Annotated in this window: 13 protein-coding genes; 6 read left to right on the top strand and 7 right to left on the bottom strand. The window is 72.5% G+C overall.

Translation table 11 applies throughout. The annotated features are described in order from the left end of the window. Positions 1 to 6 precede the first annotated feature (6 nt). Positions 7 to 3,153 (bottom strand): efflux RND transporter permease subunit, encoded by a 3,147-nt coding sequence (locus HW577_RS03205; protein ID WP_198374615.1) that lies wholly within the window; start codon positions 3,151 to 3,153, stop codon positions 7 to 9. After that, complete coding sequence (locus HW577_RS03210; protein WP_198374616.1) at positions 3,150 to 4,106, bottom strand: efflux RND transporter periplasmic adaptor subunit; 957 nt, start codon at positions 4,104 to 4,106, stop codon at positions 3,150 to 3,152. Before HW577_RS03210 ends, HW577_RS03205 begins: the two co-directional genes overlap by 4 nt. Positions 4,107 to 4,452: 346 nt before the next feature. Between HW577_RS03210 and HW577_RS03215 the strand changes: the two genes are divergently transcribed. The 3 genes from HW577_RS03215 to HW577_RS03225 are packed head-to-tail and all read left to right on the top strand — an operon-like array spanning position 4,453 to position 7,817. Then, positions 4,453 to 5,028 carry a cytochrome b gene (locus tag HW577_RS03215; protein WP_198374617.1) on the top strand — a complete coding sequence of 192 codons (576 nt, stop codon included), beginning with the start codon at positions 4,453 to 4,455 and terminating at the stop codon, positions 5,026 to 5,028. Between the two features lie 7 nt (positions 5,029 to 5,035). Then, positions 5,036 to 6,400, top strand: a complete 1,365-nt coding sequence (locus HW577_RS03220) for a sensor histidine kinase (RefSeq protein ID WP_198374618.1) — start codon at positions 5,036 to 5,038, stop codon at positions 6,398 to 6,400. Between the two features lie 13 nt (positions 6,401 to 6,413). After that, positions 6,414 to 7,817 carry a sigma-54-dependent transcriptional regulator gene (locus tag HW577_RS03225; RefSeq protein WP_198374619.1) on the top strand — a complete coding sequence of 468 codons (1,404 nt, stop codon included), beginning with the start codon at positions 6,414 to 6,416 and terminating at the stop codon, positions 7,815 to 7,817. Positions 7,818 to 7,826: 9 nt separating this feature from the next. On the opposite strand, the gene HW577_RS03230 is transcribed toward HW577_RS03225, so the two are convergent. Further along, complete coding sequence (locus HW577_RS03230) at positions 7,827 to 8,942, bottom strand: THUMP domain-containing class I SAM-dependent RNA methyltransferase (RefSeq protein WP_198374620.1); 1,116 nt, start codon at positions 8,940 to 8,942, stop codon at positions 7,827 to 7,829. 185 nt (positions 8,943 to 9,127) lie between these two features. Between HW577_RS03230 and HW577_RS03235 the strand changes: the two genes are divergently transcribed. Next, positions 9,128 to 10,378, top strand: coding sequence for an MFS transporter (locus tag HW577_RS03235; RefSeq protein ID WP_198374621.1), 1,251 nt, complete (start codon positions 9,128 to 9,130; stop codon positions 10,376 to 10,378). A 137-nt stretch (positions 10,379 to 10,515) separates the two neighbouring features. Here HW577_RS03235 and HW577_RS03240 read toward each other — a convergent pair whose 3' ends face one another. The 3 genes from HW577_RS03240 to yghU all read right to left on the bottom strand — a co-directional run bounded on the left by HW577_RS03240 (position 10,516) and on the right by yghU (position 13,701). After that, on the bottom strand, positions 10,516 to 11,721 hold the full coding sequence (locus HW577_RS03240) for a M20 aminoacylase family protein (protein WP_198374622.1): 1,206 nt from the start codon (positions 11,719 to 11,721) through the stop codon (positions 10,516 to 10,518). 45 nt (positions 11,722 to 11,766) lie between these two features. Then, the gene (locus tag HW577_RS03245) at positions 11,767 to 12,759 is read right to left on the bottom strand and encodes a Bug family tripartite tricarboxylate transporter substrate binding protein (RefSeq protein WP_198374623.1); all 993 of its coding nucleotides are present in this window, start codon (positions 12,757 to 12,759) and stop codon (positions 11,767 to 11,769) included. A gap of 69 nt (positions 12,760 to 12,828) precedes the next feature. Beyond that, complete coding sequence (yghU, locus tag HW577_RS03250; protein WP_198374624.1) at positions 12,829 to 13,701, bottom strand: glutathione-dependent disulfide-bond oxidoreductase; 873 nt, start codon at positions 13,699 to 13,701, stop codon at positions 12,829 to 12,831. Positions 13,702 to 13,820: 119 nt separating this feature from the next. Here yghU and HW577_RS03255 point away from each other — a divergent pair, with 119 nt between their 5' ends. Next, positions 13,821 to 14,561 carry a DUF3750 domain-containing protein gene (locus HW577_RS03255; RefSeq protein ID WP_198374625.1) on the top strand — a complete coding sequence of 247 codons (741 nt, stop codon included), beginning with the start codon at positions 13,821 to 13,823 and terminating at the stop codon, positions 14,559 to 14,561. Positions 14,562 to 14,693: 132 nt separating this feature from the next. Here the strand turns inward: HW577_RS03255 and HW577_RS03260 are convergent, their stop codons facing one another. Beyond that, positions 14,694 to 15,662, bottom strand: coding sequence for a Bug family tripartite tricarboxylate transporter substrate binding protein (locus tag HW577_RS03260; protein WP_198374626.1), 969 nt, complete (start codon positions 15,660 to 15,662; stop codon positions 14,694 to 14,696). A 116-nt stretch (positions 15,663 to 15,778) separates the two neighbouring features. On the opposite strand from HW577_RS03260, the gene tsaB reads away from it, so the two are divergent. Then, positions 15,779 to 16,021: tRNA (adenosine(37)-N6)-threonylcarbamoyltransferase complex dimerization subunit type 1 TsaB (gene tsaB / locus HW577_RS03265; protein ID WP_198374627.1), on the top strand; the 243-nt coding region annotated here is incomplete at its 3' end.

Genomic DNA, 16,021 nt, shown 5'->3' on the forward strand with positions numbered 1-16,021 from the left:
GCGCGATCACGTCGGATCGCGCAGCACCCGATAGACGGCCGGAATGGCAAGCACCGTCAGCAGCGTGGAGGACAGCAGCCCGAACAGCAGCGCCACCGCCAGGCCCTGGAAGATCGGATCGGCCAGGATGAACCCCGCCCCGATCATCGCCGCCGCCGCCGTCAGCGCGATCGGCTTGAAGCGTACCGCGCCGGCTTCGAGCGCGACCGCGCGCAGGCTCCGCCCGTCCCGTGGCGCGTGGCGGATGAAGTCGACCAGCAGGATGGAGTTGCGCACGATGATCCCAGCCAGCGCGATGAAGCCGATCATCGACGGCGCGGTGAAGGCCGCGCCCATCAGCGCATGGCCGAGCACGACGCCCGGCAGCGCGAGAGGGACCGGCAGCAGCACGACAAGCGGGATGGTGAAGCTGCGGAATTGCGCCACCACCAGCACGTAGATGCCCAGCAGCGCCACCGCGAAGGCCGCGCCCATGTCGCGGAAGGTGACGCGCGTGACCTCCCATTCCCCATCCCACAGCAGCACCGGCGCACGCGGGTCGTCGGGCTGGCCGGCGAGGCGGATCTCCGGCGCGCCGGGCCGGCCAGCCAGCGCCTCGGCGACGGCGAGCATGCCGTAGACCGGCGCCTCGTAGCGCCCGGCCAGCTCGGCCATGACCATCTCCGCGTCGCGGCCGTTGCGGCGGAAGATGGGGGCCGAGGCCGGCTCCTCGGCGATGCGCACCAGCGTGCCGAGTTCGATAGGACCCCGGCGGCCCGGCACCGGCGTGACGAGCAGCGCCTCGGTCAGGTGCAGGCTTTCCTTGGGCAGGCGGACCACGAGCGCGAGCGGATTGCGCCCCGCGCCACGATGCGACCAGCCGACGGTGACGCCGCCGAGCAGCGCGCGGACCGTCTCGGCGACCGCGCCTTCCTCGACGCCGTGGAATTCCAGCTGGTCCGGCAGCAGGCGTATGCGCAGCCTGGTGCCGGGGGCCGCGATGGTGTCGTCATGGTCCACCAGGAAGTCGAGGCCGCGGAACACCTCGCGCACCAGTGCCGCCGCCGCGCGCCGGCTTTCCGCATCGGGGCCGTAGATCTCGGCGAGCAGGGTCGAGAGCACGGGGGGACCCGGCGGCACCTCCGTGACGCGCAGCCGGGCGTCGTCCGGCAGCGCCAGCGCGGCGAGTCGGCGGCGGATGTCGATGGCGATGGCGTGGCTTTCGCGTGCCCGGACGTGCCGGTCGGTCAGCTGGATGTCGAGGTCGCCCTGCCGCGGCAGCTGCCGGCTGAAGCTGTGCCGCACCAGGCCGTTGAAGTTGAAGGGGGCCGCGGTCCCGGCATGCAGCGTCACGGACGCGACCTCCGGCACCTCGCGCACCAGCGCGGCGGCGGCGAGCAGCGCGCGTTCCGTTTCCTCGAGGCTGGTGCCCGCCGGCATGTCGAGCACGACCGCGAGCTCCGACTTGTTGTCGAAGGGCAGCAGCTTCACCGTCACGTCGCGCGTGACGAACAGCGCCATCGATGCCGCCGTCAGGATGCCGGTCGCGGCCAGGAAGGCCCAGGCCACGGCGCGGCGTTCGATGACCCGCGACGCCACCGCGCGATAGACCCGCGCCAGCGCGCCTTCGCCATGCGCCGCGTGCGAGGCGCCGAGCTTCGCCATCAGCCAGGGCGTCAGCACCATGGCGACGAAGAAGGAGAAGGCCATGGCGGCGGAGGCCACCGCCGGGATCGGCGCCATGTACGGGCCCATCAGCCCGGAGACGAACATCATCGGCAGCAACGCTGCGAACACGGTCAGCGTCGCGACGATGGTGGGGTTGCCGACCTCGGCCACCGCGTCGATCGCCGCCGCCGCGCGGTCCCGGCCATCCCCCATCGCCCAGTGGCGGTCGATGTTCTCGACCACCACGATGGCGTCGTCCACCAGGATGCCGATCGAGAAGATCAGCGCGAACAACGATACGCGGTTCAGCGTGTATCCCAGCATCAGGGCGCCGAACAGCGTCAGCAGGATGGTCACCGGGATGACGATGGCGGTGACGACCGCGGCGCGCCAGCCGATGACGAGCCAGACCAGCGCGACGATGGACACGGTCGCGAGGCCGAGGTGGAACAGCAGCTCGTCCGACTTTTCCTGCGCGGTGGCGCCGTAGTCGCGCGTGATGTCGGCGGCGATGCCCTCGGGGACCAGCCGCCCCGCCTGCACCACGAGCCGCGCGGCGACAGCGCGCGTCACTTCCACGGCATTGGCGCCCGGCCGCTTGGCGATGGCGATGGACACGGCAGGCGCCTGCACCCAGGCCCCGCCCTCCCCGCGCGTCAGGCGCCAGACGCGCGCCTCGACCGGCGCGGGTGCCACGCCGATGCGCGCGACGTCGCCCAGATAGACCGGCCTGCCATCCGATGCGGTCAGCAGCAGCAGGCCGGCATCGGGCACGCCCCGCAGCGTCTCGCCGGCCTGCACCGTCAGCGTGCGGCCCTCGACGCGCAGCCGCCCCGCGGCGAAGGAGGCATTGGCCCCCTGCAGCTTCTCGACGATCTGGTTCAGCGTGATGCCGTGCCGGGCCAGCGCCGCGGGGTCGGGCTCGATGCGCAGTTCCGTGGGCCGGCCGCCGACGATGTAGGTCAGCCCGACCTCGGGGATGGTCGCGAGGTTCGACAGCAGCCGGTCCGCGACCTCGTGCAGCGCGGCGTCGTCCCAGCGCGCATCCGGCGCGCGCGGGCGCAGCGTGACGACGGCGACGGCCACGTCGTTGATGCCGCGCCCGACCACCAGCGGTTCCGGAATGCCGGTCGGGATGCGGTTCCAGTTCGCGCGCAGCCTTTCATGCACGCGCAGGATGGCGTCGTCGGCCGAGGTGCCGACGAGGAAGCGCGCCGTCACCAGCACCGCGTCGTCCTGCGTCTGGCTGTACACGTGCTCGACGCCCGGGATGGCGGTGACGATCGCCTCCAGCGGGCGGGTGACGAGTTCCACCGCGTCGGGCGCCGCGAGCCCGTCGGCGCGGACTTGGATGTCCACCATGGGCACGCTGATCTGCGGCTCCTCCTCCCGCGGCAGGGCGAGCAGCGCGAGCAGACCCACCGCCACCGAGACGACGAGCAGCAGGGGCGTGAGCGGCGAGCGGATGAAGAACCGGGCGAGGTGCCCGGAGACGCCGAGGCTCATGGCCGCACCAGCACGTCGCCGGCGGCGAGGCCCGAGAGGATCTCGATCTCCTCCCCCCGTGCCGGGCCGCGCTGCACCGGCACCAGGCCCCTTCCGTCCACGCGCACCATGTCGATGCCCGGCCCGGCGAGGAGGAAGGCGCGCGGGATGACGATGGCCGGCCGGCTGTCGGCCTGGACGGTGACGGCCACGCGCTCGCCCACGAAGAAGTCGCCCAGGCCCGCCACCTCGGCATCGGCCACGACCTGGCCCTGCTGCAATTCGGGATAGACGAGCACGACGCGCCCTTCCCCAAGCGCCGCGCCGGCGCCGAGGCCGCGGGCGCCGACGCGCACGGCATCCCCCGCGCGGAGGAAGCGGGCATGGCGCTCGGGCAGCCGCAGCCGGAGCACGTAGCGGTCGGTCGCGATGGTCGCGATCGGTTCGCCCGGCATGGCGACCGCACCCGTCACGCCGCGCACGCGCAGCACGCGCCCGGCCTGCGGCGCCAGCACCTGCCCTTCCTGCCGCTGCTGCGCCAGGACGGCGCGCTCGGCCTCGGCGGCGGCGATCTGGGCCTCGACGACGTCGAGCGCGGTCTGCGCATCCTCGAGCCGCGCCTGGGTGGCGGTGCCGGTGGCGCGCAGCGACCGGGTGCGATCAAGGTCCTGCATGGCCTGGCGGCGCTGCGCGGTCAGGGCTCCCAGGCGCGCATCGAGCGCCGCGAGCTGCAGCGGATGCTTCGCGTCCTCGATCACCGCAAGGACCTGGCCGGCGGCGACGGCATCGCCTTCCCGCACGCCAAGGGCGGCCAGGGTGCCCTGGATGCGCGCCCGCGCCTCGACCTCGCGCACGCTCTCCACCGTCGCGAAGACCGGGCGCTCGTCACGGACGGGGCGCTCGGCGACGGTCAGGCGGGTCTCCGCGAGGGCCGGCAAGGCGAGGCAGCACAGAAGGACGGGGAGCAGACGCATCCTGGAGACTCCTCGGCAGGAAGGAATGGGGCCGGGGCGCGCCCTTGCGTGACCTTGTGGGCTCGCGTGGCCGGGCACGCCACAGGATTCCGGCTCCCGCGCCTCCATAAATTAGTTTTTACTTATTTATACGCAAGGCATCCGGCTGCTGGGGACAATCCCCCACCCTTCTGGGGGCCACGCTGGGGATCCGGCCCAACGCGCCGCCTGCGGAACGACCAGGGTTCGCGTGATTTCAACGGTTTGTGACCATCCGAGCCCGCGCGACCGTGATGGCACGAATCCCGCTGTGCAGATGGGACGCCGGCACCCGCCGGTCAGGCCAGCATGCGACAGGGAGGCAGCCTTGCACCACGGGACCCCGGCGCCGCACAGCCGCGCCACCCGGGCGCTGCACTGGGCGGCGGCGTTGCTCGTGACCGCCGCCTTCGGCCTCGGCCTGATGCTCGAGGACTGGCCGCGCGGCCCTCAGCGGGACTTCGTCATGATGGTCCATTACACGCTCGGCACGATCGTGCTCGGCCTGCTGCTCGTGCGGCTGGTGCGCCGGTTGCTCGTGCCCGCCCTCGGGGCGCGGGAGCCGGGCCTCGCGGGCTGGGCGGCGACGGCGATGCACTGGTCGCTCTACGCCATGATGCTGGCGCTGCCGGTCACCGGCGCCTTCGACCGCTGGGCGCGGGGCCGGCGGCTCGCGGTCTTCGACATCGTCATCCCGCCCCCCTTCCCGATCGGCGGCGGGCGTATCTGGCGCGAGGCGCACACCTATATCGGCTGGGCGATCGCCGTCTTCGTCCTGCTCCATGTCGCCGCCGCGCTCTGGCACCATTTCGGGCGCCGCGACGCGGTCCTGGCCCGGATGCTGCCCTGGGCCGCCCGGCGGGACGGGGCGGGCTCTGTTCGCCTCGATGCACATACAGCATGATGCGATGATGTCGATCGCGTCCCGCTTCCTCCTCCTCAAGCCGCGCTGGCGCGGCTTCGACGTGCTGCACTGGTTCGCGGTGCTGACGCTGCTCTGCATCGTCGTCTTCGGCGTCGGGACCGCGACCTTCCTGTCCGGGTTCCTGACGCGGCAGATGCTGGAGCACGACGCGGAGATCAGCGCGCAGTACCTCGAAAGCATCATGGTGGCGGACCGTACGCGCGCCTATTTCGGCAATCCCACCGCCGATGAATCGCGGTTGCCGCTCGAGATCTTCTTCAACCACGTCTCGAACCTGCCCAACGTCCTGCGCGCCAACGTCTTCGCCAGAGACGGCTCGGTGCTGTGGTCGAGCAACCCCGCCATGATCGGCCGCCGCTTCGCCGGCAACCACCACCTGGACCAGGCGCTGGCCGGCCGGCTGGTGATCGAGACGGGCACGGCCGGCAAGGCGGAGCACGAGGATCTCGACGCGCGTGTCGGCTCCCGCCGCTTCATCGAGGCCTATATCCCCGTCTGGGACGACGACCGGCAGCAGGTGATCGGCGTCGTCGAGGTGTATCGCCTGCCGGACGCGCTGTTCCAGTGGCTCGACCGGACGATCAGCCTGGTCTGGATCGCGGCCTTCCTGATGGCGGCGCTGCTCTACGCCTCGCTGCTCTGGATCGGCCTGCGCGCCAGGCGCGTCATCGGCGAGCAGCAGCGCGTGATCGTCGAATCCGAATCCCTCGCCGCGATCGGCGCGGTGGCCTCCGCCGTGGCGCACGGCATCCGCAACCCGCTCGCCTCGATCCGCTCCTCCGCCGAGCTCGCCGCGACCGAGGATGCCGAAGGCACCGCCGCCTGCCTCGCCGACATCGAGCGGGAGGCGGACCGCATGGATGCCTGGGTGCGCGACCTGCTGCTGCAGGCGCGGCGGGAGCCGCTCGCGAAGGAACCGGTGGACGTGAACCAGCTGATCGAGGAGTGCACGCGGACCTTCGCCGCGCGCGCGGCGCGCCAGGGCGTCACGGTCGCGACCGACCTCGCCGCCGTCCCGGCCGTGCGCGGGGAACCGGCCGCGCTCGGCCAGGCGATCGAGAACCTGCTCGCCAACGCGATCGAGGCGATGCCCGAGGGCGGCGACCTCCGGCTCCATACCGGCCTGGTCGCGGGCGGGCGGGAGATCGAGGTGACCATCGCCGACACCGGCGTGGGCCTGCCAGCCGGAAGCAAGGCCGGCAGCCTGTTCTACTCGACCAAGGCGCGCGGCACGGGCCTCGGCCTCCTGCTCACGCGCCGCATCGTCGAACGGCACGACGGGCGTCTCACGCTCAGCCCGCGGCGGGGCGGCGGCACCAGCGCCGTCATCCGGCTGCCCTCGGCCGCCTAGGAACACCACGACCATGAGCCACGCCGTCCTGGTCATCGAGGACGAGGGCACGCTCGCGCGCAACATCGCCCGCTACCTCACCCGCGCCGAGTTCGAGGTGCGCCTCGCCGCCACGCTGCGCGAGGGCTGGGCCGCCTTCGACGAGTTCCGCCCTGACGTCGTGCTGCTCGACCTCGCCCTGCCGGACGGCAACGGGCTGGACCTGCTGGCGCGCATCCGGGGCCAGGACCGCAACGCCAAGGTCATCATCCTGACCGGCCACGGCACGATCGAGAACGCGGTCGAGGCGATGCGCGCCGGCGCGGTGGACTACCTGACGAAGCCCGTCGCGCTGGGCGAACTCCGCCTGTTGCTCGACCGCGTGCTGGGCCAGGAGAGGATGGAGGAGGCGCTCAGCTACTTCCAGGGCCGGGAGGCCCGGGAAGGCGGGCTCGGCGCCATCCTCGGCGCCTCCCCGGCCATCGCCGCGCTGCGCGAGCAGATCGTGCGCCTGATCAAGGCCGAGCGCAGCCTGCCGCCGGAGGAAGCGCCGCCGCCCGTCCTGATCCGCGGGGAGACCGGCACGGGCAAGGAGCTGGTCGCCCGCGCGTTGCACTTCGACGGCGCCCGCGCCGCCCGCCCCTTCATCGAGCTGAACTGCTCAGCCCTGCCGGCCCAGCTGATCGAGGGCGAGCTGTTCGGGCATGAGCGCGGCGCCTTCACCGATGCGCGGGAGAAGCGCGTCGGCCTGATCGAGGCGGCCCATGGCGGCACGCTGTTCCTCGACGAGATCGGCGATGTCGAGCCGGCGGTGCAGTCGAAGCTGCTGAAGGTGCTGGAGGACCGGACGGTGCGGCGCCTCGGCGCGGTGCGGGAACGGCGGGTCGACCTCAGGATCATCGCCGCGACGCATCGGCCGCTCGAGGAATTCGTGCGGGAGGGGCGCTTCCGCGCCGACCTCTACTACCGCCTGTCGGTGGTGACCCTGACGGCGCCGCCGCTGCGTGAACGGCTGGACGACGTGGAACTGATGGCGCGCCACTTCCTCACGCAGCAGGCGCGCCGCTATGGGCGGGAGGCACTGACGCTCGACGCGGGTGCCGCGGCCGCGCTCCGGCGGCACTACTGGCCGGGCAATGTGCGGGAATTGCGCAACGTCATGGAACAGGCGGTGCTGTCGGTCGGCCCGGATGGGGTGGTGCGCGCGGCGCATCTCGCCTTCGCGCGGATGGGCGGCGAGGCGGCCCCGGCCGCCACCGCGCCGCCGCCCGGCAGCGGCGAGCAGACCCTGCCGGAGATGGAGCGGGAGGTGCTGCAGCGCGCATTGCAGCGCACCGCGGGCAATGTCTCCCGCGCCGCGCGGGACCTCGGCATCAGCCGCGACACCATGCGCTACCGGATGACGAAGTACGGGCTCGACGGGCCCGAGGGGGAGTGACCCGGGCGGTCACGCCAATGGCGGCGTCCGGTGCAGTTGGACGCGCAGGCCGCCATGCGGCACCGGCGGGCCGGGCGGGATGAAGGGCAGGCCGGTCGCGTGGACCAGGCGCGGCTCGCTCGCCACCATGCCGACGCGCCAGCCGCCGAAATGCGCGGCCAGCACCCGGCCCAGGGCCTGGTACAGCGGCAGCAGGTCCCTGCCCTCGCCGAGCCTGCCGCCATAGGGCGGATTGACGATGACGAGGCCCGGCGGCCCGTCCGGCGGGCGCGCCTCGCTGATCGGCGCCTGGCGGAAATCGGTCCAGGCCGCCACGCCGGCGCGCCCGGCATTCGCGCGGCTCATCGCGACGGCGCCCGCGTCGCGGTCGAGGCCGTGGAAGCGGTGCGCCGGCTCGCGCAGGTTGCGCGGCGCCCGCATGCGCGCCCAGGCCTCGGCGTCGAAGGTGGCGAGGTCCTCGAAGGCGAAGCGCCGCGCCCGGCCGGGATTGAGCCGGGCTGCGATCTCCGCCGCCTCGATGACGAAGGTGCCCGAGCCGCACATCGGGTCGAGCACCGGCTCGTTCCCGTCGAAGCCGCATTGACGCAGGAACAGCGCCGCCATCGTCTCGCGCATCGGCGCGGCGTTCACCGCTTCCTTGAAGCCGCGCTTGTGCAGCGGCTCGCCGGAGGTATCGACGCTGATGGTGCAGACATCGTCCTCGATGCGCGCGCGGACCAGGATGCCGTCCTCGGCGGATTCCGGCGCGCCCAGCGTCTCGCGGATCGCGGTGGCGATGCGCTGCGCCGCCGCGCCGCTGTGGTAGATGCGCGACGTCGCGCAGGTCGCCTCGACCCGGAAGGGGATGTCCGGCCGCAGCACGCCGGCCCAGGGGACGCGGCGCGCCCGCTGATCGAGCTGCGCAAGGTGCACGACGCGGAAGGCGTCCAGCCGCGCGAGCACGCGCCCCGCGCCGCGGATCCAGAGGTTCGCGCGCCACACATCGGGCCACGCTCCGCGCGTGATGACGCCGCCCGGCACTTCCCGCGGCCGCTTGAAGCCCTTCAGCCCGACCTCCTGGGCCAGGACGGCTTCGAGGCCCGGTGGGGCGGAGAGGAAGATCTCGAAGGTCTCGTCGTTCGCCATCTGCTGCGCCGGTCCCTCGCATGCGCGGCGCCGCGGCCGTGCCGCCCCTTCTGCCATCCCGCGGCGCGGAAGCCCATCGCGCGCGGCATGCCCCCTTCGCAGCGGCACCCGGTGCTAGCATAGTCGGCGGGCGGCGGGCGGGTTCCGTCGCGGGGGAAACGATCCATGCAGGGCCGCCGCGCCAGGTGAGCAGCGTTCCGCGCGCCGCGATGCTGGCGCCCTTCCGCCAGCGTTCGTTTCGCCACCAATGGCCGGCGGACCTCGCCACCTCCTGGGCGTTCGAGATGGAGACGCTGATCCTCGCCTGGTTCGTGCTGAGCGAGACGGGATCGGTGGTGTGGCTGACGACCTTCGCCGCGCTGCAGTTCCTCGGCACGCTGATCTCCCCGCTGTTCGGCGTGATGGGCGACCGGGTCGGGAACAAACGCGTGCTGGTCGCGATGCGCACGACCTATGCGGTGCTGGCGGCGATCCTGGCCGCGCTGGCGCTGACCGGGACGCTCGGCATCGTCGCCGTCTTCTGCGTCGCGATGCTGTCGGGGCTGGTGCGGCCGTCGGACATTGGCATGCGCAACGCGCTGATCGGCGCGACCATGCCCGCGCCGCTGCTGATGGGGGCGATGAGCATCGAGCGCACCAGCGCCGACGCCGCGCGCGTGGTGGGCGCGCTGACCGGCGCGGCGCTGGTCGCCTGGATCGGCATCGGCCCGGCCTATCTCGCGGTGCTGGCATTCTACCTCGTGAGCCTCGCCCTGCTGGCCGGGGTCGAGGAATCGCAGCCGGAGGGCGGGGCCGGCCGGGCGCCCGCGGTCTGGAGCGAACTGGCCGAAGGGGTCGCGCATGTACGCGCCACGCCGCCGCTGATGGCGGCGATGGTGCTCGCCTTCCTGGCCAATGCCCTGGCCTATCCGCTGACCGGCGGCCTGCTGGCCCACGTCGCGCGCGACATCTACGGCATCGGGCAGACCGGGCTCGGCACGCTGGTGGCGAGTTTCGCGGCCGGGGCGCTGGCGGGCTCGGTCTTCCTCAGCGCCCGCGGCGGGCCGATGCCGCCGGCGCGCACCATGCTGGTCGCGGCCTTCATCTGGTTCGCGCTGCTGCTCGTCTTCGCCGTGCTGCGCAGCCCCGGTGCGGGCATGGCGGTGCTGGCGCTGGCCGGCTTCGTGCAGTCCTTCTGCATGGTGCCGATGGCGGTGATGATCCTGCGCGTGGCGCAGGACCGCTTCCGCGGGCGGGTGATGGGGCTGCGGATGCTGGCGGTCTACGGGCTGCCGCTCGGGCTGCTCGCCTCGGGGCCGCTGGTGGCGTGGTTCGGCTTCGCCGCGACGGGGCTGGCCTATGCCGGGTTCGCGCTGGCCTGCACGGCCGGCATCGCCTGGCGCTGGCGTGCGCATCTGTGGCCGCGCGGCGCGCCGGCCAATGCCGGGCACGCCTGATACACATCGCACAAAGGCTTCATCTTTGTGCCCCCCATTCGCCGGGCGGGCCGCATCCGCGGCCCCTGGCTTCGCGGCATTGGCCGCGGCGGCCATTCGGACCGCAGGTCGGACCCTCGTGCCTCACATGGCGCGCTTCAGCCCGCGGCGGGGATGCCGAATTCCTGCCGCACCAGCCCGACCCAGAAGGCGATGCCGTGCGGCAGGGCTTCATCGTTGAAGTCGTAAAGCGGCGTGTGCAGTTCATGCACCTGTCCGTCCGGCGCCGTGCCGTTGCCGATGAAGACGAAGGCGCCGGGCTTGTCGCGCAGCATGTAGGCGAAATCCTCCCCGCCCGTGACGGGGGTGGTGGCGTCGTCCACCCGCGCATCGCCCGCGACGGCGCGCGCGGCGGCGAGCATCGCCTGCGTCTCCCGCCCATGGTTGATGAGCGGGACGGTGTTCCACCAGAGCTTCGCCTCGGCCGTGGCGCCGACCATGGCGGCCGATTGCTGCGCGAGTTCGCCGATGCGCCGTTCGACCAGCGCCTGGATGGGCGGGGTGAAGGCGCGCATCGTCCCGCCGACCAGCAGTTCGGACGGCATGACGTTGAGCGCTTCGGGCGTGCCGCCGGCGATGTGGCCGACGCTGACCACGGCGCCTTCGGAGGCCGGCACGTTGCGCGCCACGATGGTCTGCAGCGCCTGGATGAAGACCGCCTGGGCGACGGTGATGTCGCTGGCGAGATGCGGGGAATTGCCGCCATGCCCGCCGGTGCCGCGGAAGGTCACGGTCCAGCGGCCGGAGGCGGCCATCAGCGGCCCTTCGCGCGTGGCGAAGCTGCCGACCGGCATGCCCGGCATGTTGTGCATGCCGTAGACGGCATCGCAGGGGAAGCGCTCGAACAGCCGGTCGGCGAGCATCGCCTCCGCGCCGCCGCGGCCTTCCTCGGCGGGCTGGAAGATGAAGTGGACGGTGCCGGCGAAATCCGGCGCCTCGGCCAGCGCCTGCGCCGCGCCCAGCAGCATCGTCGTGTGGCCGTCATGGCCGCAGGCATGCATGCGCCCGGCATGGGCGGAGGCGTAGGGCAGGCCGGTCCGTTCGGTCAGCGCCAGCGCGTCCATGTCGGCGCGCAGTCCGATCGCGCCCTGGCCAGGGCGCCGGCCGCGCAGCGTGCCGACCACGCCGAGCCGGCCCACGCCTTCCGTCACCTCGAGCCCCCAGGCGCGCAGCCGCTCGGCGACGAGGGAAGCGGTGCGCGTTTCCTCCATGCCGAGTTCGGGATGGGCGTGGATGTCACGGCGGATCGCGGTCAGCGCCGGAAGGTGGCGCGCGATGCGCGCGGCGATGGCGTTCTCGGTCATGCGGAACGTGTTCCTCTGGCTACGCCTGATGTGGCGCCCCCGGCGCTATTCGGCAACCAGGTTCAGGCGGCGGATCAGCGTGGCCCAGCGCTGCCCTTCGTCCCGCGCGCGCGCGGCGAAGACCTCGGGCGGATGGGGCTCGGCCGGGTCGGCGCCGACGCGGCGATAGGCGGCGCGCACCGTCTCGTCCTTCAGCGCCTCCTGCAACGCGGCGTTGAGGCGCGTGACGATCTCGGGCGGCGTGCGGGATGGCACGGCGAGGCCGAAATAGCTCGATGCCTCGAAGCCAGGGATCACCCTGCTCATCGGCTCGACGCCAGGCCATTCGGGGCGCGGGCCGGGCGTGGTGACGGCGATCGGGCGCACGCTCTGCGCCGTGCGCAGCGGCTCGCCTTCCGGCAGGCCGAGGCAGCGCGCATGGACGCGGCCCGCCAGCAGGTCGGTCATTGCGTTGGTCGTCTGGCGATAGGGCACGTGCACCATGTCGAGGTTCAGCCGCGCGCCCACATCCTCCATGATCAGGTGCGTGATGGCGCCGACGCCGGCCGAGGCGAAGTTGAAGCGGCCGGGATTGGCGCGGATCCAGGCCACGACGTCGGCGAAGGAATTGCCGGGTATGGAGTTGTGCACGATGAGCAGGTTCGAGGTCGTGCAGAACATCCCGACGGGCGTGAAGTCCCGCGCCGAATCGTAGCCGATGTTCCGGTAGAGCAGAGCGTTCAGCCCGCTGTTGGTGCCAAGCGTCGCGACCAGCACCGTATAGCCGTCCGCCGGCGCGCGGGCGGCGATCTCGGCGGCCATGTTGCCCGCGCCGCCGGGGCGGTTGTCCGCCACAACGGGCTGGCCGAGCCGCTGCGACATGGCCTCCGCCGTGACGCGGGACACGATGTCGGTCTGCCCACCGCCGCCGAAGGGGATGACGAGGCGGATGGGGCGGTCCGGGAATCCCTGCTGAGCAACGGCAGGGGCGGCGAGCAGCGTGCCCGCCGCGCCCATGATGAATCCGCGACGCGGCGCGCCAGTCCCGATGCTGCCCATGGTTTCCTCCGTTCAGGCATTTGTTGCGGGGGAGCCTAGGGGTAGTCCGGGCAGCCGTGAAGGCGCGCGTCAGCCGGCGGCGCGCTTGTCCTCCGTGCGCGTCTCGAAGTCGCTCGCGTCATGGCGTTCATGCAGCTGCTCGGACGGGTCGCCCTGCACGCGGTTGACCATGCGGCCGCGCTTGACCGCCGGTCGCTGCCAGATCGTCTCCGTCCAGCGCTGCACATGCCTGTACGACCCGACATCGAGGAATTCAGCGGCGCCGTAGAGCCAGCCCTTCGCGAGCCCGCCATACCAGGGCCAGATCGCCATGTCGGCGATGGTGTAGTCGGGCCCGGCGATGAATTCGCTCTCGGCCAGGCGCCGGTCGAGCACGTCCATCTGCCGCTTCACCTCCATCGCGAAGCGGTCGATCGGGTATTCCATCTTGCTTGGCGCATAGGCGTAGAAATGGCCGAAGCCGCCGCCGAGATACGGCGCGCTGCCCATCTGCCAGAACAGCCAGGAGAGGCATTCGGCGCGCGGCCCGGGGTCGCGCGGCAGGAAGGCGCCGAACTTCTCGGCGAGGTAGGTGAGGATCGCGCCCGATTCGAAGACGCGCACCGGCGTCGGCCCGCTGCGGTCGAGCAGCGCGGGGATCTTCGAATTCGGGTTCACCGCGACGAAGCCGGAGCCGAACTGCTCGCCGTCCCGGATGCGGATGAGCCAGGCATCGTATTCGGCGCCACTGTGGCCAAGCGCGAGCAGTTCCTCCAGCATGACCGTCACCTTCACGCCGTTCGGCGTGCCGAGCGAGTAGAGCTGCAGCGGATGCCGGCCGACCGGCAGCTCCTTCTCATGCGTCGCGCCGGCGATGGGGCGGTTGATGCTGGCGAACTGGCCGCCATTGGCCTTGTTCCAGGTCCAGACCTTGGGCGGCACGTAATCGGCGGTCGAGCTCATGCGGTGGGCTCCTGGCGGCGATGGGGGAAGGGTGTGACGGGAGAATGGGGCGCCGCCCCGCATCGCGCCAGGGCCGCGCCCTTGCCCGCGGGGGCGGGAGATGCACATGCGAGGATGCGATGAGGATCCTGCGACGCCTGCTGCTGCTGTTTTTCCTGCTCTACCTGCTGCCGATCGGCGTCGCGGCGGCGCTGCACCTGCGCAACGGCGCGGGCGCGGAATGGTGGCGGGCGGACCGGTCGAGCGCGGGCATCCTGCCGCCCGCCCAGGCGCACGCGCCTGCCATGGTGCGCGTCTTCGCGGCGCCCACCGTGCGCTGGCGCGGCATCTTCGCCGTGCACAGCTGGATCGTGATGAAGCCGGAAGGGGCGGCGGACTACACGCGCTACGACGTCACCGCCTGGGGCGATCCGGTGCGCGTGAACGGCTTCGCGCCGGACGGGCGCTGGTTCGGGCGCGACCCGGACCTCGTCTTCGCGGCGGATGGCGCGGAGGCCGCGCGCATGATCCCGCGCATCGAGGCCGCCATCGCCGCCTATCCCTGGCAGCGCCGCGGCGACTACCGCGTCTGGCCCGGGCCCAATTCCAACACCTTCATCGCCGCGCTGCTGGAGGCGGTGCCGGAAGCCGGCGCCGTGCTGCCGCCCAATGCGATCGGCAAGGATTTTCCGCATGACGGGCGCTGGCTGCGCGCCACCGCCTCGGGCACGGGGCTGCGGCTGACCCTCGCCGGCTATGCCGGCATCACGCTGGGATGGATCGAGGGGATCGAGGTGAGCATCCTCGGCGCGGTGGCCGGGATCGATCTGCGCCGGCCGGCGATCAAGCTGCCGGGGCTCGGGCGCCTCGGGCTCCCATGATGCCCCGCTCCGCCCGCCTGCGGAGAGCGTCGCGCGCCGGACACGGGGCTGAACGCCAACCGCGCGAAGGGTCGGCCTTCGCACGGTGCGCAGGACCGGACGGGCCGAGGCGCGCGCCCCGGCCCCTGCGGTTCATTGCGGCTGGATGCCCGCGGCGCGGGCCGCCGCCACCCACTTCTCCATCTCCGCCTGCACGAAGGCGCGCATCGTGTCGGGATCGTTCATCACGATCTCGGCGCCGAGCGTGCGGTGGCGCTCGACCACGGTCGGGTTGCGCAGCGCCGCGTGGATGTCGGTGTTGAGCTTCTCTAGCACCGGCCGCGGCAGGTTCGCCGGCGCGATCACCATGCCCCAGGTCGAGGCCTCGAAGCCCGGCAGCAGCGCCTCGGCCATCGTCGGCACGTCGGGCAGCTGCGGGCTGCGCCGCGCGCCGGTGGTCGCCAGTGCCTTGAGCGCACCGGACTGGATATGCGGCAACGCGGCCGGGACCGTGTCGAACATGATGTTCACGCGGTTCGCGATCAGGTCGGGATGCGCCTGGGTCGATCCGCGATAGGGCACGTATTCCAGCTGGATGCCGGTCCGCTGCGCGAACAGCACGGGGGCCAGCCGCACCACGCCGCCGGTGCCGGCGAAGGTGACGCCCGGATTGCGCTTCGCATGGTCCACGAGTTCGGCCGGCGTGTTGGGCGCGAAGGCGCGCGGTGCGCAGAGCACCAGTGGCGTGGCAGTGGTCTGCGTCACGAAGGTAAAGTCGCGCATCGTGTCGAAGGGCAGCCGGTAGAAGGCCGCGTTCACCGGATGCCCGACCGACACCAGGCCGAGGGTGTAGCCATCCGCAGGGCTGCGCGCGACGACCTCCGTTCCGATCACGCCATCCGCCCCGGCGCGGTTCTCGACAGGCACCGGCTGTCCCCAGGTGGCGGAGAGCGGCTCGGCGATCAGCCGCGCGGTGATGTCGGAAACCCCGCCTGGCGTGTAGGGCACGATCATGCGGACGGGGCGCGTCGGAAAGGCGCCCTGCGCGACCGCGCCGCGGCCGGCGAGCAATCCTGGCAGCGCAAGCGCGCCGGCGCCCAGCGCGCGGCGGGTGATGGTCATGGCGTTTCCTTCCTCGGTTCGTTCTTTTCCCGGCGCGCCATCCTGGGCGCCGCGGCGGCCGAACGGAAGCGCCGGCGTGTCGTGACCGGCGGCCGAAAGCGGCGTAATCGGCGCGCATGAGGATCCTAGCGATCGAAGGCGCGCTCGCCCGCTGCTCCGTCGCCCTGCTAGCGGACGGGGCTGTGCTGGCGGCCGAGGCCGAGGAGGCCGCGCGCGGCCACCCATCCCTGCTGCCGCGCATGGCGGCTTCCGTGCTGGCCCGCGCGGGCCTCGCCGCGCCGGGGCTCGATGCCGTGGCCGTCGGCGTCGGACCCGGAGGCTTCACCGGGCTGCGCGCGGCCATCGCGCTGGCCGAGGGC

Source organism: Neoroseomonas rubea (genome assembly GCF_016106015.1).
In the GTDB taxonomy this organism is placed as follows: Bacteria; Pseudomonadota; Alphaproteobacteria; order Acetobacterales; family Acetobacteraceae; genus Neoroseomonas; species Neoroseomonas rubea.

Bases quoted from the DNA above. Each gene is read 5' to 3' on its own strand.
- HW577_RS03230 (WP_198374620.1), bottom strand. From the start codon at position 8,942: ATGGCGAACGACGAGACCTTCGAGATCTTCCTCTCCGCCCCACCGGGC.
- HW577_RS03245 (WP_198374623.1), bottom strand. From the start codon at position 12,759: ATGGGCAGCATCGGGACTGGCGCGCCGCGTCGCGGATTCATCATGGGC.
- HW577_RS03220 (WP_198374618.1), top strand. From the start codon at position 5,036: ATGTCGATCGCGTCCCGCTTCCTCCTCCTCAAGCCGCGCTGGCGCGGC.
- HW577_RS03205 (WP_198374615.1), bottom strand. From the start codon at position 3,153: ATGAGCCTCGGCGTCTCCGGGCACCTCGCCCGGTTCTTCATCCGCTCG.
- HW577_RS03210 (WP_198374616.1), bottom strand. From the start codon at position 4,106: ATGCGTCTGCTCCCCGTCCTTCTGTGCTGCCTCGCCTTGCCGGCCCTC.
- HW577_RS03240 (WP_198374622.1), bottom strand. From the start codon at position 11,721: ATGACCGAGAACGCCATCGCCGCGCGCATCGCGCGCCACCTTCCGGCG.
- yghU (WP_198374624.1), bottom strand. From the start codon at position 13,701: ATGAGCTCGACCGCCGATTACGTGCCGCCCAAGGTCTGGACCTGGAAC.
- HW577_RS03225 (WP_198374619.1), top strand. From the start codon at position 6,414: ATGAGCCACGCCGTCCTGGTCATCGAGGACGAGGGCACGCTCGCGCGC.
- HW577_RS03260 (WP_198374626.1), bottom strand. From the start codon at position 15,662: ATGACCATCACCCGCCGCGCGCTGGGCGCCGGCGCGCTTGCGCTGCCA.
- HW577_RS03255 (WP_198374625.1), top strand. From the start codon at position 13,821: ATGAGGATCCTGCGACGCCTGCTGCTGCTGTTTTTCCTGCTCTACCTG.